Raw genomic sequence first — 25,672 nt, forward strand, 5'->3', positions numbered from 1 at the left:
CATGCCCCGCATGGACAGCTTCGTGGAGTACACGTTGGAGTTGCTGGAGCCGCTCGGCGCGGTGCAGGCCCGCTCGATGTTCGGCGGCTGGGGTCTGTACTACGGGGGCCGGATGTTCGGCCTCATCATCCAGGGCCAGCTCTACCTGAAGACGGACGACGTCACCCGCGCCGACTTCGAGGCCGAGGGCTGCCGGCCCTTCATCTACCAGAGCCGCGGCAAGGAGCTGCCGATGAGCTACTGGACGCCCCCCGCCGACGCGGAGGACGACGGCCGCCGGCTGCTGCCCTGGGCCCGCCGCGCCGTGGACGCGTCCAACCGCGCCGCGATGAAGAAGGCCGCGAAGAAGGCACCGGCGGCGAAGAAGGCACCTGCGGCGAAGAAGGCCGCCGCGAAGAAGAAGCCGGCGCGCGTCAGGCGGTCTTGATGGCGGCCACGTCGCCGAGCCCCAGCTCGGCGATGGAGACCTCGCGCATGCGGAACTTCTGCACCTTGCCGGTGACCGTCATCGGGAAGCTGTCCACGAACTTCCAGTGGCGGGGAATCTTGAAGGTGGAGATGCGGCCGGTGCAGAACGCCGTCAGCGCCTCCGCGGTGAGCGCGGCGCCGGACTTCAGGCGCACCCACGCCATCACCTCCTCGCCGTACTTCACGCTGGGCACACCGATGACCTGTGCCTCGGAGACCTCCGGGTGCGTGTGGAGGAACTCCTCCACCTCGCGTGGGTACACGTTCTCCCCGCCCCGGATGATCATGTCCTTGATGCGGCCGACGATCTTGACGTAGCCCTCCGCGTCCATGGTCGCCAGGTCGCCGGTGTGCATCCACCCGGCCCGGTCGATGGCCGCCGCCGTGGCCTCCGCGTTGTTCCAGTAGCCGAGCATCACGCTGTAGCCGCGCGTGCACAGCTCTCCAGGCTGTCCCAGCGGCACCACCGCGCCCGTGTCGGGGTCCACCACCTGCACCTCCAGGTGCGGATGCACGCGGCCCACCGTGGCCACGCGCTTCTCCAGCGTGTCGTCCAGGGGGTTCTGCGTGGACACGGGGGACGTCTCCGTCATGCCGTAGCAGATGGTGACCTCCTCCATGTGCATCCGCGATTGCACCTGCTTCATCACCTCCACCGGACACGGCGAGCCCGCCATGATGCCGGTGCGCAGCGACTTCAGGTCGAACTCGCCGAAGCGCGGGTGGTCCAGCTCCGCGATGAACATGGTGGGCACACCGTAGAGGGATGTACAGCGCTCGGCCTGCACCGTCTGGAGCACCGCCAGCGGGTCGAACGCCTCGCCCGGAATCACCATGGCCGAGCCGTGCGACGTGCAGGCCAGGTTGCCCATCACCATGCCGAAGCAGTGGTAGAACGGCACCGGGATGCACACGCGGTCCTCCGGCCCGTAGCGCAGCATCTCGCCCACGAAGAAGCCGTTGTTGAGGACGTTGTGGTGCGACAGCGTCGCGCCCTTCGGGAACCCCGTGGTGCCGGACGTGTACTGGATGTTGATGGGGTCATCGAACTGGAGCGACGACTCGCGAGCCTCCAGCACGTCGTCGCCAATGCTCGCGCCGCCCTTCACCAGCCGGTCCCAGTCCGAGTCCATCACCAGCGCCTCGCGCAGTCCCGAGCACCGGGGCCGCACCTCCGCCAGCATCTGCGTGTAGTCCGTCTGCCGGAAGCCCTTCGCAAGGAGCAGCACGCTCACGCCCGCCTGGTTGAGCGCGTACTCCAGCTCCGACGTGCGGTAGGCGGGGTTCAGGTTGACGAGGATGGCGCCCGTGCGCGCGAGCGCGTACTGCGACACGGTCCACTCGAAGCGATTGGGGGACCAGAGCCCCACCCGGTCGCCCTTCTGGATGCCCAGCGCGAGCAGCCCCTTGGCCACCGCCGTCGTCGCATCCCAGAACTGCCGCCAGGTGACGCGGTAGTTCTGCGAGGCCACCACCAGCGCCTCACGGTCGCCGAAGCGTTCGACGGTGCGGCGCAGGTTCTGGCCAATGGTCTCCCCCAGCAGCGGGGTGGTGCTGGTGCCATGGGCATAGGACAGGGCGGTCGTCATGAAGCCATCGTCCCCACGGTGGCCCCGGGTCGGCAAGCACCGGCGTGGAGCAGGGCCTCCGGCTGTCCGCTTGTACCCGCCGACGCCCCCGCTAGGGTCGAGGGCTTTCCGGGGGATTCGCATGCGCCTGTCGCGGTCGTTCCGTCGTGGGTTGTGGGGCCTCGTCCTGCTGTCCGTCCTTCACGCGAGCACAGCCGTCGCGGCCGGGGACACGCCCATCGTCATCGGCACCCGCACCTCGATGACGTCCAAGGTGTTGGGAGAAGAGCGGCCGCTGATGATCCACCTGCCCGACAGCTACGAGGCCGCGCCCACCGAGCGACACCCGGTGCTCTACGTGCTGGACGCGGAGACGCACTTCGTCCACGTCGCCAGCATGGTGGAGTTCCTGGCGCGGACGCGGCACATCCCGGAGATGATCGTCATCGGGGTGCCCAACACGAACCGCGACCGCGACCTCACCCCGCCCTTTTCAAAGACGGAGCGCGTCGACGACGGCCGGCTGCTCTCCGAAGTCGCGCCCACGGCGGGCCATGCGGACACCTTCCTGCGGTTCCTGACCGAGGAACTCGCTCCGTCCGTGGAGGCGCGCTACCGCACGCAGCCCTACCGGATCCTCGTGGGCCACTCCCACGGTGGCCTCTTCGCGATGCACGTCCTCACGCACAAGCCGGAGAGCTTCAACGCCTACGTGGCCATCAGCCCGTCCGTGCACTGGAACTCCGCGGAGCTCGTGCGCACCGCGCCGGAAGCCCTCGCGCGCCTCTCCGCGCCAAGCCGGGCGCTGTATCTGTACGAAGACGCCGAGGAGGCTCCGAACGTCGCCAACCTGCGCGCGCTCACCCGGGAACTGCGCAAGCGAAAGCCCGCGAACCTCACGTGGCGCTACGACGAACTGTCCGGTCAGGACGACCACGCGAGCCTCCCGCACATCGGGGCGTACGAAGGGCTGCGGTTCCTCTTCAACGGCTGGAAGGTCCCAGAGGAGCTCCAGATGACCGGAAACCTGGCGCGCCTGGAAGCGCACTACGCCGTGCTGTCCAAGCGAGTGGGCTACCCGGTGGTGCCACAGGAGCGCCTGCTCAACAGCGTGGGCTATCGCCACCTGGAGGGGAAGCGCCTTCCCCAGGCGATCGCCGCCTTCGAGCGGAACATCACCCTCCATCCCGACTCCGGCAACGCGCACGACAGCCTGGCGGATGCGCTGGAAGCGGCGGGACGCCTCCAGGAGGCCCTGAAGCATCGCGAGCGGGCCGTCGCGCTGGCATGCGAGCACCAGGATCCGGACCTGCCGCACTACCAGAAGCACGCGGATGCACTCCGAGCCCGGCTCGCCACGCAGCCCGCGCACTGAGCGTCGGCCCCGGACTCCGTCTCTCTCGATGAGAACGTAAGAGCCCTGCCAGGCCACCCGCCGACGGCGCACTCCACGAACCTGTCCGACAGTCGGACCAGTTGAGATGAACCGGCGCCGAAGCCGCTGCGCCATCCAAGCTGCGGAAACCTGTCCGACAAGTTGGGTCCCCCGGCGAGGGAGCCACCGTGCCAGTCGAGCCAAGGAAACCTGTCCGACTGTCGGACAGGTTTGGTCCATGTCGGGTGGGGGCGGGGACAGGCTGGAGATCCGGGGCTCAGGACGCGTGGGCTGCGGCCGGCTTCCGGCGGGGCCCCCTCACGCGGTCCACTCCCTGGCACGCGGCGCAGAAGTAGAGCGTGCGCGCCGCCAGTGGTTGCCCCGTCACCTGTCCTCCGCAACGCGGACACGGCAGGCCCGCGCGGCTGTACACGCAGAAGCGCTCCGCCCGCTTGCGTCCGGGTGACGGCAGCGGCGGTGCTCCCGGGGTGACGATGAGCCCGTCACGTACGCCGTCCTGCAACAGCGCCCGCATCGCGCCCCACAGGCCGTTGAACGCATCCCGCGCCAGCTCGCACGCGGGCATCAGCGGCGGCAGGCGCGCGACGAACAGCGCCTCCGCCCGCACGATGTTCCCCACTCCCGCGATGCGCCCCTGGTCCAGCAGCGCCTGCGCCAGCGGCACGCGCCCCCGCGTCAGCCGCGCGTACGCCCGGTCCGGTGACGCATCCTCGCGCAGCGGATCCTCCCCCAGCCTCGCGCGCAACGCGGCCTCCTCCTCCAGCGACAGCAGCTCGCAGGCGGACGGTCCGGACAGGTGCAGCGTCGCGCCTTCCGACGTCAGCCGCAGCCGGCATGCCGTGGACGGCTCGGGTGCGTCCCCCCGGAAGTGGCGGATGCGTCCGAAGAGGCCCAGGTGGATGTGCAGCCGCACGTCCCCTTCGAACGTGTGGAACAGGTGCTTGCCGTGCGCATCCACGCCCAGCAGCACCCGCCCGGACAACCCGTGCGCCACCTCCGGCCGGCCCTGCGGTGAGTCCGCCGTGAAACGCCGCCCCATCAGCCAGCGGCGGTGGACCCGGGCAACCCGGTGGATGCTGTGACCCTCAGGCATCCCCCTGGGTAATCCCCGCCTCTGCCCGCTGCCATGGCGCACCGCGCCCTGGCCCCTGGACGACCGGACGGCCGCGACGTTTTCTCGCGGCCGGCATCCACGTCCAGAACCCCGCCGTTACGCTCCCAGAGGCAGGAAGAAGACCAACCGGGCCGCCATCAGCCATTCCTCCGGCGGAAACAAAGAAAACGCGGTCCTGCCACGCTATCCTGACGCAACGCCCCATGGACGATCCGAACGCCCGATTGGTTGCCACCCTGCTGGAGGCGCGGCAGCGCCACTGCTTCCCCCCGGACGTGCGCAAGGCGGCGCCCGAGTTCGTCGCGCAGGTGCTGGGGCTGCTCTTCCCCCACTTCGCGGAGCGGCTGGAGTGCAACGCCGCCGCGGTGCGCCGGGACGTCACCGCCGTGGAGGCCAGCCTCCAGCGCATCCAGGGGCTGCTCGCGCCGCACTACCCCGTCACGGACGCGGGCATGTCCTCGCGCTTCATGGCGAAGCTGCCGGACCTCTATGAGTGGCTGCAGCAGGACGCTCGCGCCATCTTCGAGGCGGACCCCGCCGCTCGCAGCGTGGACGAGGTCGTCCTCACCTACCCGGGCTTCTACGCCATCGCCATCTTCCGCGTGGCGAACGCGCTGCACCGGCTGAACTTCCCCCTGCTGCCGCGCCTGCTCACCGAGTACGCCCACCAGCGCACCGGCGTGGACATCCACCCGGGCGCCACCATCGGCCGTAGGTTCGTCATCGACCACGGCACGGGCCTGGTCGTCGGTGAGACGACGGTCATTGGCGACAACGTGAAGCTCTACCAGGGCGTCACGCTGGGCGCGCTCATGGTGGAGAAGGCCCTGGCGGACAAGAAGCGCCACCCGACCATCGAGGACGACGTGGTGGTGTACGCGAACGCCACCATCCTTGGAGGCGGGACGGTGGTGGGCAGGGGCAGCATCATCGCCGGCAACGCGTGGCTCACGCAGAGCGTGCCCGCGCAGTCCGTCGTCACCCGCCGCAGCGAGGTGCGCGCGCGCCACGGCGACGAGGGCCTGGACGTCCTCGACTACCAGATTTGAGCCTTCCCTCACGCAGTGCCCGTTCCCCCTCACAGGAGACGCCATGAAGGTCGACAACATCCTGCAGACCATTGGCAACACGCCGCACGTGCGCATCAACCGGCTGTATCCGTCTCGCGTGACGGTGCACCTGAAGCTGGAGCGCGCCAACCCGGGCGGCAGCATCAAGGACCGCATCGGCCTGGCGATGATTGAAGACGCGGAGAAGAAGGGCCTCCTCAAGGAGGGCAGCGTCATCATCGAGCCGACCAGCGGCAACACCGGCATCGGCCTGGCCATGGTGGCCGCTGTGAAGGGCTACAAGCTCATCCTCGTGATGCCGGAGTCCATGAGCATCGAGCGCCGCCGCGTGCTGGCCGCCTACGGCGCCCAGTTCGACCTGACCGAGCGCGCCAAGGGCATGAAGGGCGCCATCGCTCGCGCCCAGGAGCTGGTCGCGCAGACGCCCAACGCGTGGATGCCGCAGCAGTTCGAGAACGAGTCCAACATCGAGATCCACAAGCGCACGACCGCGCAGGAAATCCTGAACGACTTCCCGGAGGGCCTGGACTACCTCATCACGGGCGTGGGCACCGGCGGCCACATCACCGCGTGCGGCGAGGTGCTCAAGGCGAAGTGGCCCAAGCTGAAGGTGCTCGCGGTGGAGCCGCTGAAGTCCCCCGTCATCAGCGGCGGCCCGCCGGGCCCGCACCCCATCCAGGGCCTGGGCGCGGGCTTCATCCCGAAGAACCTGCACACGGCCATCCTCGACGGCACCGTGCAGGTGGATGAGAAGGACGCCTACGAGTTCACCCGCCGCGCCGCGCGCGAGGAGGGCATCTTCGTGGGCGTGTCCTCCGGCGCCGCGCTGTCCGCGGTGAACCAGAAGCTGGCGGAGATGCCGGACGGCAGCCGTGTGCTCGCCTTCTGCTACGACACCGGCGAGCGCTACCTCTCCGTGGAGAACCTCTTCCCCGCGCAGTAGCCGTCTTCGTGGGTCCCGGTCCGGGTGGGACGCCTCACCCGGGCCGGTACGCGCGCACCAGGTCCACCAGCCGGTCCATCTCCTCGTGCGTGTTGTAGAAGTGCGGCGACAGGCGGATGCGCCCGCGCCGGACGGAGTGGGACACCTTCTGCTCCGACAGGTACGCGCTGAGCGCGCGGACGTTCGCGCCGGGCGGCAGGAAGGTGAGGATGCCCGCGCGGTCCTTCGGCGAGGGCCCCACGTCGCAGCCCAGGTCGCGCAGGCCTGAGTCCAACCGGCCCAGCAGCTCGCCAATCCGCGCGCCGATGGCGTCCGGGCCCACCTCCAGCAGCAGCTCCAGCGCGGCGCCCAGGGCGTAGATGCCGGGGTACGCGGCGCTGCCCTCCTCGAACTTCGCCGCGTCCGGGCGCAGCTCGAAGTGTGAGCGGTTGAAGTTCCACGCGTCGGTGGTGCTGCGCCAGCCCACCAGCGCGGGGCGCACGCGCGGCAGCACGTCCTTCGCCACGTACAGGAAGCCGATGCCGGAGATGCCCAGCATCCACTTGTGGCTGTCCGCGCTGAGGAAGTGCGCGCGGCTCTTCTTCACGTCCACCGGGATGCAGCCCACGCTCTGGATGCCGTCCACGCAGAGCAGCACACCGGAGCGCTCACACAGCTCGCCCAGCGCGTCCAGGTCCGTGCGGTGGCCGGTGGCGAACTGCACCGAAGACACCGCCACCAGCCGCGTGCGCGGAGTGAGCACGGATGCGACGGCCTCCAGCGTCACGCCGCCGTCCGGCGCGGGAATCTCGCGGACCTCCACGCCCCGGGCCTTCAGGTGCTGCCACGGGTAGACGTTGGAGGGGTACTCGATGCTCGTCGCGACGGCGACTTCATCCCCGGGGCGCCAGTCCAGCCCTTCCGCCACCAGCCCCAGGCCGTGGCTGGTGTTGCGCACGAAGGCCACCTCCTCCGGCGAGGCACCGATGATGCGCGCGGCGAGCCCGCGCACCTTCTCGCTGTGGGCCTCCCAGCTCCGCTCATTCAGGACGCCGTGGTTCACCACGTCGTCCATCCACGCCTTCACGGCGGCGGCGGCGCGCAGGCTGGTGGGCGCGACCCCAGCGTGGTTGAGGTAGAGCTGTTCCTTCAGGACGGGGAACTCGGCGCGGTAGGACTCGAACGGGGCGGGCATGTCCCACGAGTGTAGCCACCCGCCCACCGCGAGCCGCGCGCGCAGCAGTCCCCGTCGACTACAGGACGACCAGCAGGCCCAGCGACGCCGTGGGGTACACCGTGCGCAGGCCCAGGTTGCTGGAGCCCACCTGGAGCTCGCGCACGTCCGTGAAGGTGAAGCCCGGGCCGGCTCGCGCCGACAGGCCCACGCGCCCGGAGCCCGGCCGCCACATCACGCCCAGCGTCGGCTCCAGGAAGGCCGTCGTCGTGTAGTCCTTGCGGTCCGGCACCGCCGCGCCAGCGGGGCGCGCGACGAACTCCTCCAGGCCCGCCGTCATCCCCACGAACGGGCGCACCGTGCCGTCCGCCAGGAAGGCGAGCGTGTAGCGGCTGTCCACGCCCACGCCGAAGTTGAGCTTCACGTCGTTGCCGCCCACGCCGGTGAAGCGCGCCTTCGCGCCCAGCGACCGGTTCCACCCGCCCGCGCGCCCCAGCAGGCCGAACGCGAACCGCGAGTCCCTCGACGGAGCCACTTCCGCCCGGATGCCGTACAGCGAGCCGTCCAGCGCGGGCGGCTGCAGCTCCAGGAGGAACGCGCCACGCCGCGGCTGCTCCTGCCCCGTGGACGCGGACGCCATGTCCTGGGCCATCGCCGGCACCGACACCAACGCCGCCCCCACCGCCACCGCCTTCACCCACTGCATCGACCGCTTGGACTCGACTCGCATGGCCCGTCTCCTTCGGTTTAGCCGGACGACTAATTTAGTCACACGGCTAACTAAGACCGACAACGCGGGATGTCAAGCCGGCGACCGGTCGTCGCCCTTGCGGGGGTGGGAGGCGGTGCCCTATGGGACTGGGATGCCTTCCCCCCGCCGTGGCAAGACGCCGCCTCCCCCAACCGCCCCGGAGCCTGACGCCCGTGCGCGCCTCATCACCGCTGGCCAGCGAGTGTTGGGGGAGCGGGGCTACGACGCCGCGACGGTGAAGGAGGTGGCGCGCGAGGCGGGGGTGAACCAGGGGCTGGTGCACTACTACTTCGGCAGCAAGGACGCGCTGCTGCTGGCCGTGACGCAGGAAGCGAGCCGGCAGTACCTGTCGGAGCTGGAGCGGCTGCGCGCGCAGACGCCGGCGGAGGAGCTGGCGGAGACGGCCTTCGCCTGGGGCGAGAAGCTGGCGACGGACGCGCCCGGGACGTGCCGGCTGCGCTACGAGCTGTTCGCGCTGGGCCTGCGCAACCGGGACCTGACGCCCGCGGTGGCGCAGCTGCTGGGCCAGGGGGACGAGGAGATCGCCCGCACCGTGGCGCACGTGCGCACGGGTCACGACTCGGCGCCCACCGCGGAGGACCTGCACTACGCGGTCATCATCAAGGCGTGCGTGGACGGGCTCGCGCTGCACCACCAGTTGGACAAGAGCTTCGATCCGCTGCCCGTGTACGCGCTCCTGCGGCGGATCATCCTCGCGAGCGTCGGGCCGCCCACCCCGCCCCGAGCGTCCACGCGCAAGCCGAAGGCCCAGGGCCGGCGCGCGAAGCCGTCACCGCGCACGCGGAAGACGCCGGGTCCGCGACGTCGCTGAGCCGCCGGGCCTGCGCTTCAGAACGGGGTGCATCACCTCGCCGGTCAACGCGAGCAGTTCCTCGCGAAGCCAGCGGCCCTTCGGGTCCTCATCCACCTGACGGTGCCAGTACAGGTGCAGGTCCACGGGCGGCAGCGCCAGCGGCACGGGCAGCAGGTGATTGCCGAGCCCCACGTCGAGCGCCTCCGCGTGCCGCCGGGGCATCGTGAGCAGCAGGTCCGAACCCGCGACGATGCGGCACGCGGCCTCGTAGTGCTGGCACCGCACGGCCACGTCGCGCTGATGCCCCAGCCGGCCCAGCACCAGGTCCTCGAACGGCAGGCCCGTGCGCCGCGACGACACCGCGACGTGCCGCGCGGACAGGTACGCCGCCCCGGTCAGTGAGCGCTTCCGCGCCGCCACCACGCACAGCTCGTCGCGCAGGAGCACCGTGTGCCGCAGGTCCGGCCCCGTGGGCTGCGCGACGTCGATGGCCAGGTCCAACCGCCCCGACGCCAGGTCCCGCTCCAGCCGCGTGCGCTCCAACCGGACGCTGCTCACGCGCGCCTCCGGCGCACGGACACGCAGCCGCTCCACCCACGCGGGCAACAGCGACGGCTCCAGCACGTCATGCATCGCCAGAGCGACGTGGAGCACGTCGCGCGCGGGCTCGAAGTGCCGGGTCCGGTGCACGGCCTGCTGGAGCAGCGCGAGCGCATCCTGGATGCCGGGGGCCAGCCGCTCGGCCAGCGCCGTGGGTGCCACGCCCCTGCCCTCCCGGACGAAGAGCGGCTCGCCCAGCTGCTCACGCAGGCGCGCCAGCGCGTGGCTCACGGCGGAAGGACTCAGGAACAGCACGTCCGCGGCCCGGGCCAGGTTGCGCTCGCGGAGCACGACGTCGAACACCCGGAAGAGGTTGAGGTCGAGCGCCGGGCGAGCAGCGGAATCCTGAACAGGCTTCATGAGAACACATGACCAACATTCAGTGGCTTCATCAACCCGCCGGGGCGCAGGATGCCCCACATGGACTTCCAGCCCTCCGCCAGGACGACCGAATACCTGGAGCGCGTGAAGCGCTTCATGTCCGACCACATCGAGCCGGTGGAGGCCGAGTACCTCCAGGCCCTGCACGCGATGGAGGCCGGCGGAGACTGGCGCCAGTGGAAGGTGCCGCCCGTGATGGTGGAGCTCAAGGCCCGAGCCAGGGCCGAAGGACTGTGGAACCTCTTCCTCCCGGACGCGAAGCTGGGTGCGGGCCTGAGCACGCTGGAGTACGCGCCGCTCGCGGAAGCCATGGGCCGCAGCTTCATGGCGCCCGAGGTCTTCAACTGCAGCGCCCCGGACACCGGCAACATGGAGGTGCTCTGGCGCTACGGCTCTCCGGAGCAGCAGGAGCAGTGGCTCAAGCCGCTGCTCGCGGGCGACATCCGCTCCGTGTTCTGCATGACGGAGCCGGACGCCGCGTCGTCGGACGCCACCAACATGCAGGCCACCGCCGAGGTGGACGGCGACCACGTGGTGCTCAACGGCAAGAAGTGGTGGTCCAGCGGCCTGGGTCACCCCAACGCGAAGGTGGCCATCTTCATGGGCCGCACGTCGCAGGCGGGCGCGGACCGCCACCACCAGCACTCCATGGTCCTGGTGCCGCTGGACGCGCCGGGCGTGGAGATCATCCGCATGCTGCCCGTCTACGGCGACCATGACGCCCCGCACGGCCACGGCGAGGTGCACTTCCACGACGTGCGGCTGCCCAGGTCCGCCATCATCTCCGGGCCGGGCATGGGCTTTGAGATCGCGCAGGGCCGGCTGGGCCCGGGCCGCATCCATCACTGCATGCGGTGCATCGGCGCGGCGGAGCGGGCGCTGGAGCTGATGATCGACCGTGGCATGGGTCGCACCGCGTTCGGCAAGCCGCTCCTCAACCTGGGCGGCAACCGCGAGCGCGTGGCGGAGGCGAGAATCGCCATCGACCAGGCCCGCCTGCTCACGCTCTACGCGGCGTGGAAGCTGGACGACGTGGGCGCGCTGGGGGCGATGACGGAGATTTCGGCCATCAAGGTCGTGGCGCCCAACGTGCTCCAGCAGGTGGTGGACGACGCCATCCAGGTGCACGGTGGCGCGGGCGTGTCGCGCGACACGCCGCTCGCGGGCTTCTTCGCCCAGGCGCGCAGCCTGCGCATCGCGGACGGCCCGGATGAGGTCCACAAGGGCGTCATCACCCGCATCGAGCTCGCGAAGCGCGGCTTCAGCAAGGGAGGTTGAACATGACGACCCCGGTCTCCATCCCGCTGGACGAGGGCAAGGCGGTGCGCTCCGGCGAGGCGCTGGACGTGCCCGCGGTGGACGCGTGGCTGAAGGCCCATGTGCCCTCGCTCCAGGGCACGCCGGAGGTGACGCAGTACACGGGCGGCGCCTCCAACTGGACCTACCGGCTCAAGTACGAGAACCGCGACCTCATCCTGCGCAGGCCGCCCTCGGGTACCAAGGCGAAGTCCGCGCACGACATGTCGCGCGAGTACACCGTGCAGCAGGCCCTCAAGCCCGCGTACCCGGTGGTGCCCACCATGGTGGGGCTGTGCCAGGACCCGGCCGTGCTGGGCGCGGAGTTCTACGTGATGGAGCGCATCCCCGGCCTCATCCCGCGCAAGCACCTGCCCAAGGGGCTCAACCTGGACAAGGCCCGCACGCGCCAGCTGTGCCTCAACGTCGTGGATCAGCTCATCGCGCTGCACGGCGTGGACGCTCAGGCGGTGGGCCTGACGTCGCTGGGCAAGGGGCCGGGCTATCCGCAGCGTCAGATCTCCGGCTGGTCCGACCGCTACGAGAAGGCGCGCACCTGGAACGTGCCCCGGATGAAGCGCACGCGCGAGTGGCTGGCCGCGCACGTCCCGCCGGACATCAAGACGTGCGTCATCCACAACGACTGGCGCTTCGACAACGTGGTGCTCAAGTCGGAGGACCCCACGCAGGTCATCGGGGTGCTGGACTGGGAGATGGCCACGCTGGGCGACCCGCTGATGGACCTGGGCAACACGCTGGCCTACTGGGTCCAGGCGGATGACGACGCGTTCCTGCGCATGACGCGCCGGCAGCCCACGGACCTCCCCGGCATGCTCACGCGCGAGGAGGTGGTGGCGTACTACCTGGAGCGCACCGGCCTGAAGCCCGCCAACTGGACCTTCTACGAGGTCTACGGCGTGTTCCGGCTCGCGGTCATCGCGCAGCAGATCTACTACCGCTACCACCACAAGCAGACGCGCAACCCGGCGTTCAAGAACTACTGGCTCATCGTCAACTACCTGGCCTACCGCTGCCGCCAGCTCATCAAGAAGGCGGGGGGCTGATGGGCGCGCTCTACCTCATCCGCCACGGCCAGGCGTCCTTTGGCGCGAAGGACTACGACAAGCTGTCGGACGTGGGCGTGCAGCAGGCGCGCGTGCTCGGCGAGGCGCTGCGCTCACGGCTGCCAAAGGTGGACGCCGTGGTGACGGGCACGATGCTGCGCCACCTGGAGACTGCGGAGTCCTGCCTCGTGGGGCTGGGACAGCGGGTGGGCGTCCAGACAATGGAGGGCTTCAACGAGTTCGACCACGTGGAGATCGTCGAACGGCACACGCCGCGCTACGCCGACCCCATGGTGATGCGGGAGGAGCTGGCCGCGACGAAGGATCCGCGCCGCGCCTTCCAGGAGGTGTTCACCCAGGCCGTGGGACGCTGGGTCGCGGGCGGACATGACACCGAGTACCGGGAGTCCTGGCCCGCCTTCAAGAAGCGCTGCCTTCAGGCACTGGCGACGCTCGTGACGTCGCTGGGGCCCTCGCGGACGGCGCTGGTGTTCACTTCCGGCGGTCCCATCACGGCCATCAGCCAGGACCTGCTGGGCATCCCGGATGCGCACGCGTTCCGGACGAACTGGACGCTGGCGAACTGTGGAATCACGAAGGTCCTCTACAGCGAGCGGGGCCGGTATCTGTCCACGCTCAACGAGCACGGACACTTCGAGGGCGAACACCGCGCGCTCATCACCTACCGCTGAGGTGGGGGCTCGCGTAGCGTGGGCCCATGACGCGGTGCCTGCTCAACATCGACCTGGGGGAGCTGCCCGGGGAGGACGAACAGCTCTACGTGCTGGCACACCTGGCGAACATCGCCTGCGGAGGACACGCGGGGGATGCGGCGTCCATGCGCCGGGCGCTGGAGCTGTGTGAGCGGCACGGCACGCTGGCCGGAGCGCACCCGTCGTACGCGGACCGCGAGGGCTTCGGGCGCAAGGCCCTGGACGTGGCGCCGGAGGTGCTGCGCGCGCAGGTGGCCGAGCAGTGCGGGCAGCTGGCCGCGCTGGCTCGAGAGCGCGGCGTGCCGGTGCGGCACGCGAAGCCCCACGGGGCGCTGTACCACGCGGCCAACAAGTCACCCGCGCTGGCTCGCGCGGTGGTGGACGGCGTGGTGGAGGCATTGGGCACGGACGTCACGGTCGTGGGGCCCGGCGCGGGAGCGCTGAAGGACGCGGCGGTGGCGGCGGGGCTCGGGTATGCGCGTGAGGGCTTCGCGGACCGGGGCACGCTGCCGGACGGTTCGCTGATTCCGCGAGGCCAGCCCGGCGCGGTGCTGACGGACGTGGGGCAGGCGCGGCAGAACACGGTGCGGCTGGCCACGGGCGGCACGGTGGACACGCTCTGCGTGCACGGCGACACGCCGGGCGCGGTGACGCTGGCCCGCGAGGTGCGCGCGATGCTGGACGCGCTGGAGCATCCCCCCGAGCCACTTGGGGACAGCGCGCTGAGGCTGGTGTTGCCGGAGGCCGTGGACCGGGGACTGGCGAGAGAAGCCCTGTGCGCGCTGCCGGGCGTGCGGGACGCGGTCATCACCGAAGCCCACGCCTGCGTGTACTTCGACCCGGCGACACCGCCCGAGTCCCCGGCGCTCGTGCTGACGCGGCTGCGAGTGGCGCCCGTCGCGCCGGTGGAGCACCCGCTCATCCGCATCCGCGTGCGCTACGACGGCGAGGACCTGCCAAAGGTGGCCGAGCACGCGGGCCTCACGGTGGAGGAAGTGGTGCGGCGCCACACGGCCCGCGAGTACACGGTGCGCTGCGTGGGGTTCCTGCCGGGCTTCGCGTACCTGGGGGACGTGGATCCCAGCATCGCGTGTCCCCGGCTGCCGGTGCCGCGCACGCGGGTACCAGCGTTAGCGGTGGGCATCGCTGGAGGGCGCACGGGCGTGTACCCGTTCGCGTCGCCAGGAGGCTGGAACCTCGTGGGCACCGCGCTGGACTTCACCGCGTTCGACCCCCAGCGCGGCGCGGTCCTGCACCTGGGCGACCGCGTGCGCTTCGAACGGGTGGACGCATGATCTACACCTCCCGTCCGACACGGCTCTCCCAACCTGTCCGACTGTCGGACAGGTTTCCGCTGTCCGGAGAGGGCGGCCCCTCCCCAGCCACGGCTCTCCAAACCTGTCTGACTGTCGGACAGGTTTCCGCTGCCCGGAGGGGGCGGCCCCTCCCCAGCCACGGCTCTCCCAACCTGTCCGACTGTCGGACAGGTTCGTGCGACGTGCCGCCAACGGGGCGCCCCACCAGGGTTCTCCCCCTGCCCGAGGACCTGGGCACGACCGTGCGGGGTGAGGCGTCATGAGCACCTGGCTGGAGATTGTCGGCCTTGGCGCGCCCGCCACGGTGCAGGACGGTGGACGGCCCGGGGTCATGCACCACGGCGTGCCTCCTGGCGGTGCGTGGGTGCCGGAGCTGCTCGTCGCGGCGAACCGCGCGGTGGGCAATGCACCGGGCGCGGCGGCGCTGGAAGCCTTCGGCCGGTTGGAGCTGCGCGCCCGGGGTCGCGACGTGCGCGTGTCCGTGGATGGCGCAGCTCAGAGCCTCCTCGCGGACGGCGCCACGCTCACCGTGCCCGCCCCCACCCGGTATGCCGTGCGCTACGTGGCCGTGGATGGTGCGCTCGCGGTTCCCGAAGTCCTCGGTGGCCAGGGCACCCTTTGGGTGGCCCGCCTGGGCGGATGGGAGGGACGCCCCCTGCACAACGGCGACCGGCTCCCGCTGGGTCCTCCCGCCACACCGGGCGCGCCCCCTTCCGAAGCCGACCTGTCACGTCTCACCGAGGCCCTGGCCCCCACCGCCCCGCTGCGCGTGCTCCTGGGCCCGGATGCGTCCCGCTTCGGCGACTCGGCCGTGGAGCTCCTCCTGGGCAGCAGCTTCACCGTGTCGCCTTCCAGTGACCGCGTGGGACAGCGGCTGGACGGACCTCCCGTCCCCCACGGCGATGAAGGCGCGGGCACCTCGCGCCCCATGGTTCGCGGCGCCATCCAGGTCACCCTCTCCGGGACGCCCATCGTCCTGGGCCCGGACCACCCCACCACCGGGGGCTACCCGCTCATCGCCGCCGTCATCCGCGCGGACTGGGGCCGGCTGGGGGCTCGCCGTCCGGGCGCCCCGGTGCGCTTCCAGGCCGTCTCGCTGGAAGAAGCGCGGCACGCATGGAAGGGCCACCCGGGGGCAACTTCGGACCCGGCCCCGCCGATACTGGGGCCATGACTCCTCCGAGAATCGGCCCGCGCCCCACGACGACCCCGACCCGCACGCCGGAGACGGCCGTCGCGCCGCGCCCCCGCAACGAGGTGAAGCCCGGAACCTCCCAGGGCGCCTCCCTCTTCGAGTCGCCCAAGGCCCAGAAGTCCCCGGTGGCCCTCTCCACCCCCGCCGCCGCCCCGCAGCAGGGCGGCCCGCGCCCCACGCCCGGCTCCTATCCGACCGCCAAGGACGTCGCGAACATCGCCGCGATGCAGGACCCCGCCGCGCGCAACCTGGCCATCACCCAGGGCTACCACGACCTGTCCGACGCCGTGGGCACGCTGCTGGGCAAGGAGAACGCCAACTGGTCCACCTACGCGACGTGGGCCTCGAAGCAGGCCGGCGTGAGCATCCGCCAGGAGGACATGCCCAAGGCCTTCGTGGACGTGCTCAAGGGCGGCGGCGTCGTGGGCGAGGCCATGGCCAAGGTGGACGACGTGCTGCGCAAGCTGGGCCTGCCCGCCATGCCCACCGGCGACATCGCCAAGGCCGGCGCGGACGCGCTCAACAACGTCAGCAAGGCCATTGGCGACGGCAACCAGTTCGTCTTCCGGGAGGTGGGCCACGAGTTCGCCCGCTTCGTGGAGACCTTCCAGGGTGACACCCAGATGGATCCCGCGAAGCTCCAGAAGTACCTGGACGGCTTCCCCCAGGACAAGCCGCTCCTGAAGGACGCCTTCGGCAACTACGCGAAGGCCATGTTCGAGAAGGACCCGAACAAGAAGGCGGAGCTCATGCTCCTGGCCAACGACACCGTGGGCCTGCACGAGCAGACCCAGCTCCAGGGCTTCGTGGAGAAGGCGCTCAACGCGCCGGTGAAGGAGGTCTTCGCCAACATCCTCAAGCAGAGCATCGAGGCGGGCGCCAACGCGCTGCCCTTCCCCGCCAACCTCGCCGCCAAGGCCGCCATCAAGACGGGCGTGGTGGACCTGGCCACCAAGCCGCTGGTGGACGCGCTGGCCGGCACGTTCCGCGGCATCGCCACCGAGCACATGATGAAGCTCGCGGTGCCCGGCGGCGCGCTGAAGCTGGGCAATGACCTGCCGCCTCCCGCGGGCATGGAGTCCACGCTCTTCCCGCCGCACCTGCGCACCATCGAGGACCCCAAGCTCAAGGCGCTCCTGGCCCGCACGGACAAGACGCCCGACAGCCTCAAGGGCACGGCCGCCAAGGACTGGAGCCAGTTGGACCAGCGGATGAACTACATCGTGGACCTCTTCCGCTCGCGGCAGTCGGATCCGCACCTGTTCGACCAGCCCTTCGGCAAGGAGGCCCACTACCCCGTGGCCCCCGCCCCTCGCCCGGCCGCACCCGCGGTGGCGTAGGCCCCGCTCCCACCCCAGGGGAGGGCTCCGGCCTTGAATTCGCGGCGGCCCGCTGCGTCCATCCTGGCATCCGACGCACTTGAAGGAGCCTCCCCCATGATGGCGAAGTGGCTGCTGGCAACGATGGCGCTGTCCCTCCCGGCCCTGGCGCACGCAGGCGGTCCCCGCGGCAACAACCACGGCGAGCAGGTCCAGGACCGGCAGGAGCTGCGGCAGGACCGCCGCGAGAGCCGGGATGATCACCACGACCTGCGCGAGCTGGAGTCACTGCTCGCCCGCTATGACTCCGCCCGTGGCCGTTCGGCGCGCCGCGACCTGCTGCAGGTGGAAGAGGAGCTGCGCGGCTACGTGGCCTCGGAGCTGAACGAGTCCCGCCGCGAGCTGTCCCAGGACAAGCGGGAGGCGCGCCAGAGCGCCCGCGAGGTGCGCTACGACGGCAACCGCCGCGACGACCGCCAGGACCACCGCGACGACGTGCGCGACGCCCGCCAGGAGTCCCGCTCCCTGCAGCAGACGCGCTCCATCTCCCAGGAGCTCAACGGTCTCTACGGCCGGATGGACAGCCGAAGCCTCTCGCGCAAGCGCATGCTCATGGCCGACCTGGTCCAGCTCGCACGCGCCGAGCAGTCGCAGAACCGCCAGGAGACGCGCGAGGACCGCCGCGAGACTCGCGAGGACAGCGGCTGGCACTGACGCGCGTCACGCGTCCTCGGCGGCGGTGAAGCCCTCCAGCCGTGCGATGCCCAGCTTCTTCATCCGGCTCTGCAGCGTGGACGGCTTGAGCCCCAAGAGCGCCGCCGCGCCGCCCTCGCCGTAGACCCGGCCCCGGGTGAGCGTGAGCACCCGCAGGATGTGCTCACGCTGCACCGCCGCCAGCGTGGGCACCTTCGCCCCCGCGGGCAGCGCGGCCGGCGTCTCCTCCACCGACGCCGGGCCCGCCACCTCCCGCGCGCGCTCGCCGCCCGGCAGGTCGAAGGACTGCGCCGTCAGCTCCTGGCCTCGCGTGAGGATGGTGGCGCGCTCCAGCGCGTTCGCCAGCTCGCGCAGGTTGCCCGGCCAGTCGTACGCCGCCAGCCGCGCCAGCCCCGACGCCGTCACCCGCATGTCCCGCCGGCCCGTCCGCTTCGCCTGCTCCTCCAGGAGGAACACGGTGAGCTGCGGCAGGTCCTCGCGCCGCTCGCGCAAGGGCGGCAGGCGCAGGGGGAAGACGCTCAAGCGGTAGAAGAGGTCCTCGCGGAAGCGTTTCTGCGCGATGGCCTGGTGCAGGTCCACGTGCGTCGCCGCGAGGATGCGCACGTCCGCCTTCACCGTCTTGTCGCTGCCCACCGGCTCGAACGCCTTCTCCTGGAGCGCGCGCAACAGCTTCGCCTGCAGCTCCACCGGCAGCTCGCCAATCTCATCCAGCAGCAGCGTGCCCCCGTGCGCCATCTGGAAGCGGCCCGCGCGGTCGCGGTTCGCGCCGGTGAAGGCCCCCTTCACGTGACCGAACAGCTCGCTCTCCAGAAGGCCCGCCGGGATCGCCGCGCAGTTGAGCGACACGAAGGGCTGGTCGGCCCGTGCGCTCCAGCGGTGGATGGCCCGCGCCAGCCGCTCCTTGCCCGTGCCCGTCTCACCGGTGATGAGCACCGGCGTGTCCGTCTCCGCCACCTGCCGCGCGCGGCGGGACAGGTCGCGCATCACCGGGCTCAGGGACGACTCGAGGATGCCCTCCGAGTCCCCGCCGAGCTGTGACTCCAGCAGCTTCGCGTGCTCGTGGTCCTGGCGGTGCAGCCGCTCCACCACCGCGCGCTGCTCCGCGCCCTGGAGCGCCGTGGCCAGCATCTGCCCGTACACCTCCACCAGGTCCACCACCGGCTGGGCGTACGTTTCACACTGCGCGCGGTCCAGCGTCAGCACGCCGTAGCAGCGCTCCCCCGCGCACAGCGGCACCACCATGCACGCGTGGCCCGCGGGCAGGTCCAGCACGCCGTCGAACGGGTCGCCATCCCCGTGCGAGTGGTCCTCCTCCGTGAAGGCCCGCGCGCGCCGCGTCTCCAGCGCCTGCTTCAATGACGGGAAGTCCGACAGCTGGAGCGAGTGCTTGCGCACCGCCTGGTTCGCGAGCGGACCGCGCGCGGCCACCGCCTCCAGCTTTCCCTCCTTGAGGAGGAACAGCGTGGCCAGGTCGAAGGGCACCACGCGCGTCAGCCAGTCCAATCCCCGACGGAGCAGCTCCCCCACCCCTTCCTCGGTGGTTGCCAGCTCGACCAGCTCCCGAGCATCCTGCGTCACTTCCGGGTGGCGCCCCATCAGTTCATCCGGCATGTGTTAGCGATAATAGCGACCCACCGAAATTGCAGTGGCGAAAGGCACCGGGATTTCGTTATTCACCGACCCGTAGCCACCGCCCGGCCGGTGGGGATTCCAAGGGGTGACGTAACCCTCTGGAATCACGGCAGTTGAAGCATTGGCACGGTGGCTGCTTTACCGGTAGCAACTCACAACCTCTGGGGTGGACCACGGTGGCCCGCCCCCCATCCCCAAGGAGTCGAAACCCATGCTGACCGTTGGCGACAAGCTTCCGAACTTCAAGCTGAAGGGCACCGTGAGCCTGGAGAAGAACAAGGAGTTCCAGGACATCTCCAACGACACGTACAAGGGCAAGTGGACCGTCCTGTTCGCGTGGCCGAAGGACTTCACGTTCATCTGCCCGACGGAGATCGCGGAGTTCGGCAAGCACAACAAGGACTTCCAGGACCGCGACGCGCAGGTGCTGGGTCTGTCCACCGACAGCGAGTTCGTGCACCACGCGTGGCGCACGCACCACCCGGACCTGAAGAACCTGCCCTTCCCCATGCTGGCGGACATCAAGCGCGAGCTGTCCAGCGCGCTGGGCATCCTCCACAAGGAAGAGGGCGTGGCCCTGCGCGCCACGTTCATCGCGGACCCCGAGGGCATCATCCGCCACGTGTCCGTGAACGACCTGTCCGTGGGCCGCAACGTCAAGGAGACCGTCCGCACGCTGGACGCGCTCCAGACCGACGAGCTGTGCCCGTGCAACTGGCAGAAGGGTGAGGAGACGCTCACCTCCAAGCTGCAGAAGGCGGGGTAAGGCACCATGGCTTCGCTCGAAGTGGTCCGCAGCGAACTCGCGGATCCCCACAAGGACACCCGCCTCAACCTCTCCGCCGTCCTGGAGGGGGGAAGCCTCACCCCCGAGCAGCGCTGGGGGACGGCCGTGGCTTGCGCCTTCGCCGCCCGGAACGAGCGGCTGAAGGAAGCAATCCTCAACGAGGCGAAGCAGGCCCTGGGTGACAAGGCCACGCCGGTCATCGAGGACGCCCGCGCGGCGGCCTCGCTGATGGCGATGAACAACGTCTTCTACCGGTTCCGCCACATGGTCGGGAAGGAGTCGTACGCGACCAAGCGCGCCGGTCTGCGGATGAACCGGCTGGCCCAGGTGCTGACCAACAAGGTGGACTTCGAGCTGGTCTGCCTCGCGGTCAGCGCCATCAACGGCTGCGAGATGTGCATCCAGTCGCATGAGAAGGTCGTGCTGGAAGGCGGCCTGAGCGAGGACCACGTGCACGATGCGGTCCGCATCGCGAGCGTCATCCACGCGGCGGCGGTTGGACTGGAGTCCTAGTCCCCTCGTCGTTATCTCTGAGCTGTGATTGCGCCCTCCGGTGGATGACACCGGGGGGCGCTGTCTTTTCCTCTCACCCGAAAGGAACGTGTTCGTCATGGCCCTCTACAAGAGCCCCAGCCCCCTCTCCGAGCAGGCCCGCACCGCCATCGCCGCCACCCTCAACGAGCGGCTGTCGGACGGGTTGGACCTGCACTCGCAGATCAAGGTCGCCCACTGGAACATCAAGGGCCCGCAGTTCGCCGCGCTGCACCCGCTGTTCGAAACGTTCGCGGTGAGCCTGGCCAACCACAACGACTCCATCGCGGAGCGCGCGGTGACGCTGGGCGGCCGCGCCTACGGCACCAGCCGCCACGTGGGCAAGAACAGCCGCCTGCCGGAGTATCCGCAGGAGACCTCGCGCGACCTGGAGCACGTGAAGCTGCTGGCCGAGCGCATCGAGGTGTACTTGAGCGGCCTGCGTGAGAGCCGCGCGGCGGTGGAGGGCCACAAGGACACGGACACGGTGGACCTCTTCACGGGCATCATCACCGAGTTCGAGAAGCACGCCTGGTTCCTGCGCGCCTCGCTGGAAGGCTGAGGCGAAGGCCAGGGGCTGCACTTGGAGCAGGGGGCGCGCTAGCGTGGGCGCCGTGAGCGACAGCGTCCCCCTGCATGCGTTTCGCACCGTGCCCCGCACGGGCGTCATCTTCGTCACCGCCGAGGCCACGCGCCGCGGCTACCGTCCCGGCGACCCGGACTGGTGCAACCTGGGCCAGGGTCAGCCGGAGACGGGCGACCTCCCCGGTGCCCCGCCGCGCGTGAACGCGGTGACGGTGGACATGGCGGACCAGGAGTACGCGCCCGTCGCGGGCCTCTGGGAGGTGCGCGAGGCCATCGCGGGGCTCTACAACCGGCTCTACCGCAAGGGGCTGCCCAGCCAGTACAGCGCGGAGAACGTCTGCCTGTCCGGCGGCGGCCGCGCGGCCCTCACCCGCGCCGCGGCCAGCCTGGGCCAGGTGAACCTGGGCCACTTCCTGCCGGACTACACGGCCTACGAAGAGCTGCTGGACGTCTTCAAGGCGTTCACCGCCATCCCCATCCTGCTGGAGGGCGAGCGCGGCTACGCCTTCACGCACGACGACCTGCGCCGGGAGATTCAAGGGCGAGGGCTGTCCGCGCTGCTCTTCTCCAACCCGTGCAACCCCACCGGCAAGCTGGTGCAGGGCGAGGAGCTGGCGCGGTGGGTGGGCGTGGCGCGCGAGCTGGAGTGCTCGCTGCTCATCGACGAGTTCTATTCTCACTACGTCTGGACGGGCCGCCCGGGCGTGCTGCCGGTGGAGAGCGCCGCCAGGTACGTGGAGGACGTGAACCGCGACCCGGTGATCCTCTTCGACGGGCTCACCAAGAACTGGCGCTACCCGGGCTGGCGCATGACGTGGACGGTGGGGCCCAAGCAGGTCATCGACACGGTGGCCAGCGCGGGCAGCTTCCTGGACGGCGGCGGCAGCCGGCCCCTGCAGCGCGCGGCGATTCCGCTGCTCCAGGAGGACACGGTGGTGGCGGAGACGCGCGCCATCCACTCCACGTTCCGGGAGAAGAGAGACCGGTTCCACTCGCGGCTGGAGCGGCTGGGCATCCGCACGGACCGGGCGCCGGACGGGACGTTCTACGTCTGGGGCAACCTGTCAGGGCTGCCCGCGCCGCTCAACGACGGCATGGCCTTCTTCCGCGCCGCGCTGGAGCACAAGGTCATCACCGTGCCCGGTGAGTTCTTCGACGTGAACCCCGGCAAGCGCCGCGCGCGGGCCAGCCGCTTCCGCAGCTACGTGCGCCTGTCCTTCGGTCCGTCGTGGGAGACGCTGGACAAGGCGCTCCAGCGGCTGGAGGCGCTCGTGATGAAGCACACGCCCGGCGCCACGCCTTAGTTTTCCGGGACCGCGCGCGACTGGAACTCCGCGGTGGCCATCACGTGCACCTTCTTGCGGTGGGACACGGGGAAGCCCATCGCGACGGCGCGCGGCTGCTTCAGGCCATAGCTGCCGGAGGGGGCCATGGGCATCACGTCCTCGCTCCCGCCGCCGTAGCCGCCGCCCCTCGCGCCGAAGGCCTGCGACTCCCAGGTGCGCTCGGAGAAGCGGTGCAGGCCGCCCAGCGTCACGCCCAGCCCGGCCGCCACGCGGCGCGCCTTCTTCACCGACTCGCGGGCCAGCGCCTCCAGCCAGTCCTGGCGGGCCTCCGGCTCGTGCGTGTAGCCCCAGCGCAGCTCGCGCAGCGTCGCCTGCTTCAGGCCGGACAGCGCGGCGAGCACGTCCCCCACCCGCCCCATGTCCACCAGGCGGATGCGCACCGAGTAGAGGGCGGACGAGGAGCGCGTGAGCAGCCCCTCCGTCGTCTCCGCCTGCACCGACTGGAGGGTGAAGGCGGAGTCCTGCACGCCCAGCTCGGCCATGCGGCCCACCAGCGCGGCCACCTCCCGCGCGTTGGTGAAGGCCGCGTTGCCGGTGAAGAACGAGGACGCCTTCACCTCCACCACCGCGTCCACGTGGTCCGCCTCCAGTTCGTGCTCGGCGGACAGCTCCACGACGATGATTCCCGACTCGGTTGCGGCTCGCTCCGGCATGCGGTTCCCCAGGGTGCGGTGACAGGGCCCGCGAGTATAGGCCCGCGACGGACGCCGGAGGGCGTGCCTATGCTCGCGCCACGACCATGCGACGCATCCCGTCCCGGCTGTGGCTGTTGTGCGCGCTGTACTTCGTGCAGGGGCTGCCCTTCGGCTTCCAGGTGACGGCGCTGCCCGTCTACCTGCGCTCGCGCGGTGTGTCGCTGGCCGCGCTGGGCTTCGCGGGCGCGCTGTCCCTGCCGTGGATGCTCAAGGCCCTGTGGGCGCCGCTGGTGGACCGCTACGGCTCCGCGCGCATCGGGCGCCGGCGGTCGTGGATATTGCCCATGCAGGCGGGTCTGGCGCTCGCGTGCGTCGGGGCGGCGTTCGCGGCGGGCCAGGACTCGATGCCGCTGCTCCTGGGCCTCATCTTCGTGATGAACCTCTTCGCCGCGACGCAGGACATCGCGGTGGACGGCTTCGCGGTGGACCTGCTGCGTCCGGACGAACTGGGCCCGGGCAACACCGCGCAGGTCGTGGGCTACAAGCTGGGCATGCTCACCGGCGGCGGGCTGCTCGTGTGGGCCAGCTCGCGCATCGGCTGGTCCGGGCTGTTCCTCGCCATGGCGGCGCTGTGCCTGGCCGTCTTCACCGTCGTCCTCTTCGTGCGCGAGCCGCCCCCGCGCGAGTCCGAGGGCCCGGAGTCACCGAAGCTGGACTGGCCCGCGCTCTGGGCCCGCATGCGGACCGCGTTCACCGTGCCGGGCACCGGGTGGCTGCTGCTCTTCATCGGCACGTACAAGCTGGGCGAGACGATGTCCGACGTCCTCTACAAGCCCTTCCTCGTGGACGCGGGCTACACGCCCGGCCAGATTGGCTTGTGGGTGGGCACGTGGGGCACCGCCGCGTCGCTCCTGGGGTCCACGTGCGGAGGCATCCTCGCCGCGCGCCTGCCGCTGCTGCGGGCGGTGGCCCTCACGGGCGCGCTGCGATTGCTACCGCTCGCGGGGCGGTGGCTGCTCACGCGCGCGGGCGTCAGCGACGCGGGCGTGCTGGGCGTCACGCTCACCGAGGAGTTCTTCGGCGGCGCGCTCACCACCGTGATGTTCGCGTTCATGATGTCGCGCACGGACCGCCGCATCGGCGCCACGCACTACACGCTGCTGGCCAGCGTGGAGGTCGCGGGCAAGGCGCCGGCGGGGCCGCTGGCGGGGATGCTCGCGGATCCGAAGTTCGGCAACCTGGGCTACGCGAACGTGTTCCTCCTGGGCGTCGCGCTGTCCGCCGCGTTCCTCGCGCTGCTCGCGCCCCTGCGCCGCAGCGCGCCGGCACCCACGGCCATACAGCCCGCGCAGTGAAAGATTCCAACCTCGCGACACGCTCCATCACGAACGTGTCACGGGGAGGTGCGTCACCGGAACCTCACGCGGGTCATGTCAGGGGAGCGTGGTACTCGCCACGCCGTCGTTCGAGTTCCCCCCTTGATGAGGTTCCGCATGAAGACCCTGTCGATGAAGTCGCTCGTGGGCGCGCTGATGCTGCTCTCCACTCCGGCGTTCGCCACGTCCATCACCGACTTCGAGGCGGCCGTCACCGCCGCGAAGAGCTCCACCAGCCCGGGCGGCACGACCATCGTCCGCTCGGAGATCCGCAACGCGCTGAACGTGTTCCTCTACAACACCGGCAGCCCCACGGGCGTGGACAGCGCCGAGCGCGCCCATCTCACCACCCGCCTCAATGACACGCTCTTCCAGCAGTCCCTGACGGGCACCGCCGCGAAGTACTACGCGGACTTCTACGAGCTGAACGACGCCACCACCCCGGCCTCCCAGTGGGGCCTCAGCCCGGTCGCCCAGACGCCCGCGTCGCTGTACGGCGCCACCGGCCCGCTGGCCTCCTCCTCCACCATCCGCGAGGGCGTCATCCCCAGCAGCCAGAACGTGGTGGCCAACCAGTTCATCCTGGGAGAAGCGTTCGGCAATGCCTTCGGCCCGCAGGTCAGCATCTTCGAGCCCATCACCGTGAAGGAGCTCCTCGCGCTCCTGAGCGGCCGCACCGTGGCCGGCACGCCGACGGTGGACGAGGTGGAGGGCGCCCTGGCGTACATCACGCAGATTTCCCGCAACAGCAACCGCCTCTACTACACGGGCTGGAGCTGCCGCGGCTGCGGCGCGCCGGGCTACACGGCCGGCTACGTCATCGCGGCCGTGAGCACCGACCGCCGCTTCGTGCGGATGGTCAACGTGATGACCGCCTCTGACTGAGCCTGAAGCACCTCCGCCGT

Annotated in this window: 25 protein-coding genes; 18 read left to right on the forward strand and 7 right to left on the reverse strand. The window is 70.6% G+C overall.

The features are described 5' to 3' along the window. Window position 1: 1 nt before the first annotated feature. Complete coding sequence (locus JYK02_RS14010) at window positions 2-427, forward strand: TfoX/Sxy family protein (protein WP_207051430.1); 426 nt, start codon at window positions 2-4, stop codon at window positions 425-427. On the opposite strand, the gene JYK02_RS14015 is transcribed toward JYK02_RS14010, so the two are convergent. Further along, entirely contained in the window at window positions 414-2,057 is a 1,644-nt protein-coding gene (locus tag JYK02_RS14015; protein WP_207051431.1) for an AMP-binding protein, read from the reverse strand. The two genes, JYK02_RS14010 and JYK02_RS14015, sit on opposite strands and share 14 nt — an antisense overlap. Before the next feature lie 121 nt (window positions 2,058-2,178). Between JYK02_RS14015 and JYK02_RS14020 the strand changes: the two genes are divergently transcribed. Continuing rightward, window positions 2,179-3,411: an alpha/beta hydrolase-fold protein gene (locus JYK02_RS14020; protein ID WP_207051432.1), complete on the forward strand. Its 1,233-nt coding sequence runs from the start codon at window positions 2,179-2,181 to the stop codon at window positions 3,409-3,411. A 277-nt stretch (window positions 3,412-3,688) separates the two neighbouring features. Here JYK02_RS14020 and JYK02_RS14025 read toward each other — a convergent pair whose 3' ends face one another. Further along, window positions 3,689-4,525, reverse strand: coding sequence for an Fpg/Nei family DNA glycosylase (locus JYK02_RS14025; RefSeq protein WP_207051433.1), 837 nt, complete (start codon window positions 4,523-4,525; stop codon window positions 3,689-3,691). Window positions 4,526-4,749: 224 nt separating this feature from the next. Here JYK02_RS14025 and epsC point away from each other — a divergent pair, with 224 nt between their 5' ends. Further along, on the forward strand, window positions 4,750-5,595 hold the full coding sequence (epsC, locus tag JYK02_RS14030) for a serine O-acetyltransferase EpsC (protein ID WP_207051434.1): 846 nt from the start codon (window positions 4,750-4,752) through the stop codon (window positions 5,593-5,595). A 43-nt stretch (window positions 5,596-5,638) separates the two neighbouring features. Then, window positions 5,639-6,559, forward strand: a complete 921-nt coding sequence (gene cysK, locus JYK02_RS14035; RefSeq protein WP_207051435.1) for a cysteine synthase A — start codon at window positions 5,639-5,641, stop codon at window positions 6,557-6,559. 34 nt (window positions 6,560-6,593) lie between these two features. Here the strand turns inward: cysK and JYK02_RS14040 are convergent, their stop codons facing one another. Together JYK02_RS14040 and JYK02_RS14045 are read right to left on the reverse strand one after the other, a co-directional pair. Next, entirely contained in the window at window positions 6,594-7,733 is a 1,140-nt protein-coding gene (locus JYK02_RS14040; protein WP_207051436.1) for an aminotransferase class V-fold PLP-dependent enzyme, read from the reverse strand. A 58-nt stretch (window positions 7,734-7,791) separates the two neighbouring features. Further along, window positions 7,792-8,442: a hypothetical protein gene (locus tag JYK02_RS14045; protein WP_207051437.1), complete on the reverse strand. Its 651-nt coding sequence runs from the start codon at window positions 8,440-8,442 to the stop codon at window positions 7,792-7,794. Window positions 8,443-8,575: 133 nt separating this feature from the next. On the opposite strand from JYK02_RS14045, the gene JYK02_RS14050 reads away from it, so the two are divergent. Further along, entirely contained in the window at window positions 8,576-9,295 is a 720-nt protein-coding gene (locus tag JYK02_RS14050; protein WP_242588735.1) for a TetR/AcrR family transcriptional regulator, read from the forward strand. Here the strand turns inward: JYK02_RS14050 and JYK02_RS14055 are convergent. Then, entirely contained in the window at window positions 9,254-10,237 is a 984-nt protein-coding gene (locus JYK02_RS14055; protein WP_207051439.1) for a LysR family transcriptional regulator, read from the reverse strand. The two genes, JYK02_RS14050 and JYK02_RS14055, sit on opposite strands and share 42 nt — an antisense overlap. A 60-nt stretch (window positions 10,238-10,297) precedes the next feature. Between JYK02_RS14055 and JYK02_RS14060 the strand changes: the two genes are divergently transcribed. The 7 genes from JYK02_RS14060 to JYK02_RS14090 all read left to right on the forward strand — a co-directional run bounded on the left by JYK02_RS14060 (window position 10,298) and on the right by JYK02_RS14090 (window position 17,875). Beyond that, the gene (locus JYK02_RS14060) at window positions 10,298-11,536 is read left to right on the forward strand and encodes an acyl-CoA dehydrogenase family protein (protein WP_207051440.1); all 1,239 of its coding nucleotides are present in this window, start codon (window positions 10,298-10,300) and stop codon (window positions 11,534-11,536) included. A 2-nt stretch (window positions 11,537-11,538) separates the two neighbouring features. Continuing rightward, window positions 11,539-12,618: a phosphotransferase family protein gene (locus tag JYK02_RS14065; RefSeq protein ID WP_207051441.1), complete on the forward strand. Its 1,080-nt coding sequence runs from the start codon at window positions 11,539-11,541 to the stop codon at window positions 12,616-12,618. After that, on the forward strand, window positions 12,618-13,310 hold the full coding sequence (locus JYK02_RS14070; protein WP_207051442.1) for a histidine phosphatase family protein: 693 nt from the start codon (window positions 12,618-12,620) through the stop codon (window positions 13,308-13,310). Before JYK02_RS14065 ends, JYK02_RS14070 begins: the two co-directional genes overlap by 1 nt. Before the next feature lie 26 nt (window positions 13,311-13,336). Continuing rightward, complete coding sequence (locus JYK02_RS14075; RefSeq protein ID WP_207051443.1) at window positions 13,337-14,626, forward strand: LamB/YcsF family protein; 1,290 nt, start codon at window positions 13,337-13,339, stop codon at window positions 14,624-14,626. Window positions 14,627-14,906: 280 nt separating this feature from the next. Further along, a complete protein-coding gene (locus JYK02_RS14080) occupies window positions 14,907-15,821 on the forward strand; it encodes a biotin-dependent carboxyltransferase family protein (protein WP_207051444.1) in 915 nt (304 codons plus the stop codon). Continuing rightward, complete coding sequence (locus tag JYK02_RS14085) at window positions 15,818-17,182, forward strand: hypothetical protein (RefSeq protein WP_207051445.1); 1,365 nt, start codon at window positions 15,818-15,820, stop codon at window positions 17,180-17,182. The genes JYK02_RS14080 and JYK02_RS14085 overlap by 4 nt, the downstream gene beginning before the upstream one ends. A 96-nt stretch (window positions 17,183-17,278) precedes the next feature. Beyond that, window positions 17,279-17,875 (forward strand): hypothetical protein, encoded by a 597-nt coding sequence (locus JYK02_RS14090; RefSeq protein WP_242588736.1) that lies wholly within the window; start codon window positions 17,279-17,281, stop codon window positions 17,873-17,875. Window positions 17,876-17,881: 6 nt separating this feature from the next. On the opposite strand, the gene JYK02_RS14095 is transcribed toward JYK02_RS14090, so the two are convergent. After that, window positions 17,882-19,486, reverse strand: a complete 1,605-nt coding sequence (locus JYK02_RS14095; RefSeq protein WP_242588737.1) for a sigma 54-interacting transcriptional regulator — start codon at window positions 19,484-19,486, stop codon at window positions 17,882-17,884. Between the two features lie 232 nt (window positions 19,487-19,718). Between JYK02_RS14095 and JYK02_RS14100 the strand changes: the two genes are divergently transcribed. The 4 genes from JYK02_RS14100 (at window position 19,719) to JYK02_RS14115 (ending at window position 22,714) form a co-directional block, all read left to right on the forward strand. Further along, complete coding sequence (locus JYK02_RS14100; RefSeq protein WP_014394422.1) at window positions 19,719-20,273, forward strand: peroxiredoxin; 555 nt, start codon at window positions 19,719-19,721, stop codon at window positions 20,271-20,273. Between the two features lie 6 nt (window positions 20,274-20,279). Then, entirely contained in the window at window positions 20,280-20,807 is a 528-nt protein-coding gene (locus tag JYK02_RS14105; RefSeq protein WP_207051446.1) for a carboxymuconolactone decarboxylase family protein, read from the forward strand. Between the two features lie 97 nt (window positions 20,808-20,904). After that, window positions 20,905-21,387: a DNA starvation/stationary phase protection protein Dps gene (gene dps / locus JYK02_RS14110; protein ID WP_207051447.1), complete on the forward strand. Its 483-nt coding sequence runs from the start codon at window positions 20,905-20,907 to the stop codon at window positions 21,385-21,387. A gap of 52 nt (window positions 21,388-21,439) precedes the next feature. Further along, entirely contained in the window at window positions 21,440-22,714 is a 1,275-nt protein-coding gene (locus JYK02_RS14115) for an aminotransferase class I/II-fold pyridoxal phosphate-dependent enzyme (RefSeq protein WP_207051448.1), read from the forward strand. Here the strand turns inward: JYK02_RS14115 and JYK02_RS14120 are convergent. Then, window positions 22,711-23,409 carry an SIMPL domain-containing protein gene (locus tag JYK02_RS14120; RefSeq protein ID WP_207051449.1) on the reverse strand — a complete coding sequence of 233 codons (699 nt, stop codon included), beginning with the start codon at window positions 23,407-23,409 and terminating at the stop codon, window positions 22,711-22,713. The genes JYK02_RS14115 and JYK02_RS14120 overlap by 4 nt on opposite strands. Before the next feature lie 86 nt (window positions 23,410-23,495). On the opposite strand from JYK02_RS14120, the gene JYK02_RS14125 reads away from it, so the two are divergent. Together JYK02_RS14125 and JYK02_RS14130 are read left to right on the forward strand one after the other, a co-directional pair. Further along, window positions 23,496-24,746 (forward strand): MFS transporter, encoded by a 1,251-nt coding sequence (locus JYK02_RS14125; protein WP_207051450.1) that lies wholly within the window; start codon window positions 23,496-23,498, stop codon window positions 24,744-24,746. A gap of 138 nt (window positions 24,747-24,884) precedes the next feature. After that, the gene (locus tag JYK02_RS14130) at window positions 24,885-25,652 is read left to right on the forward strand and encodes a hypothetical protein (protein ID WP_207051451.1); all 768 of its coding nucleotides are present in this window, start codon (window positions 24,885-24,887) and stop codon (window positions 25,650-25,652) included. The last annotated feature ends 20 nt before the right edge of the window (window positions 25,653-25,672 follow it).

This window comes from Corallococcus macrosporus, assembly GCF_017302985.1.
Taxonomy (GTDB): Bacteria; Myxococcota; Myxococcia; order Myxococcales; family Myxococcaceae; genus Corallococcus; species Corallococcus macrosporus_A.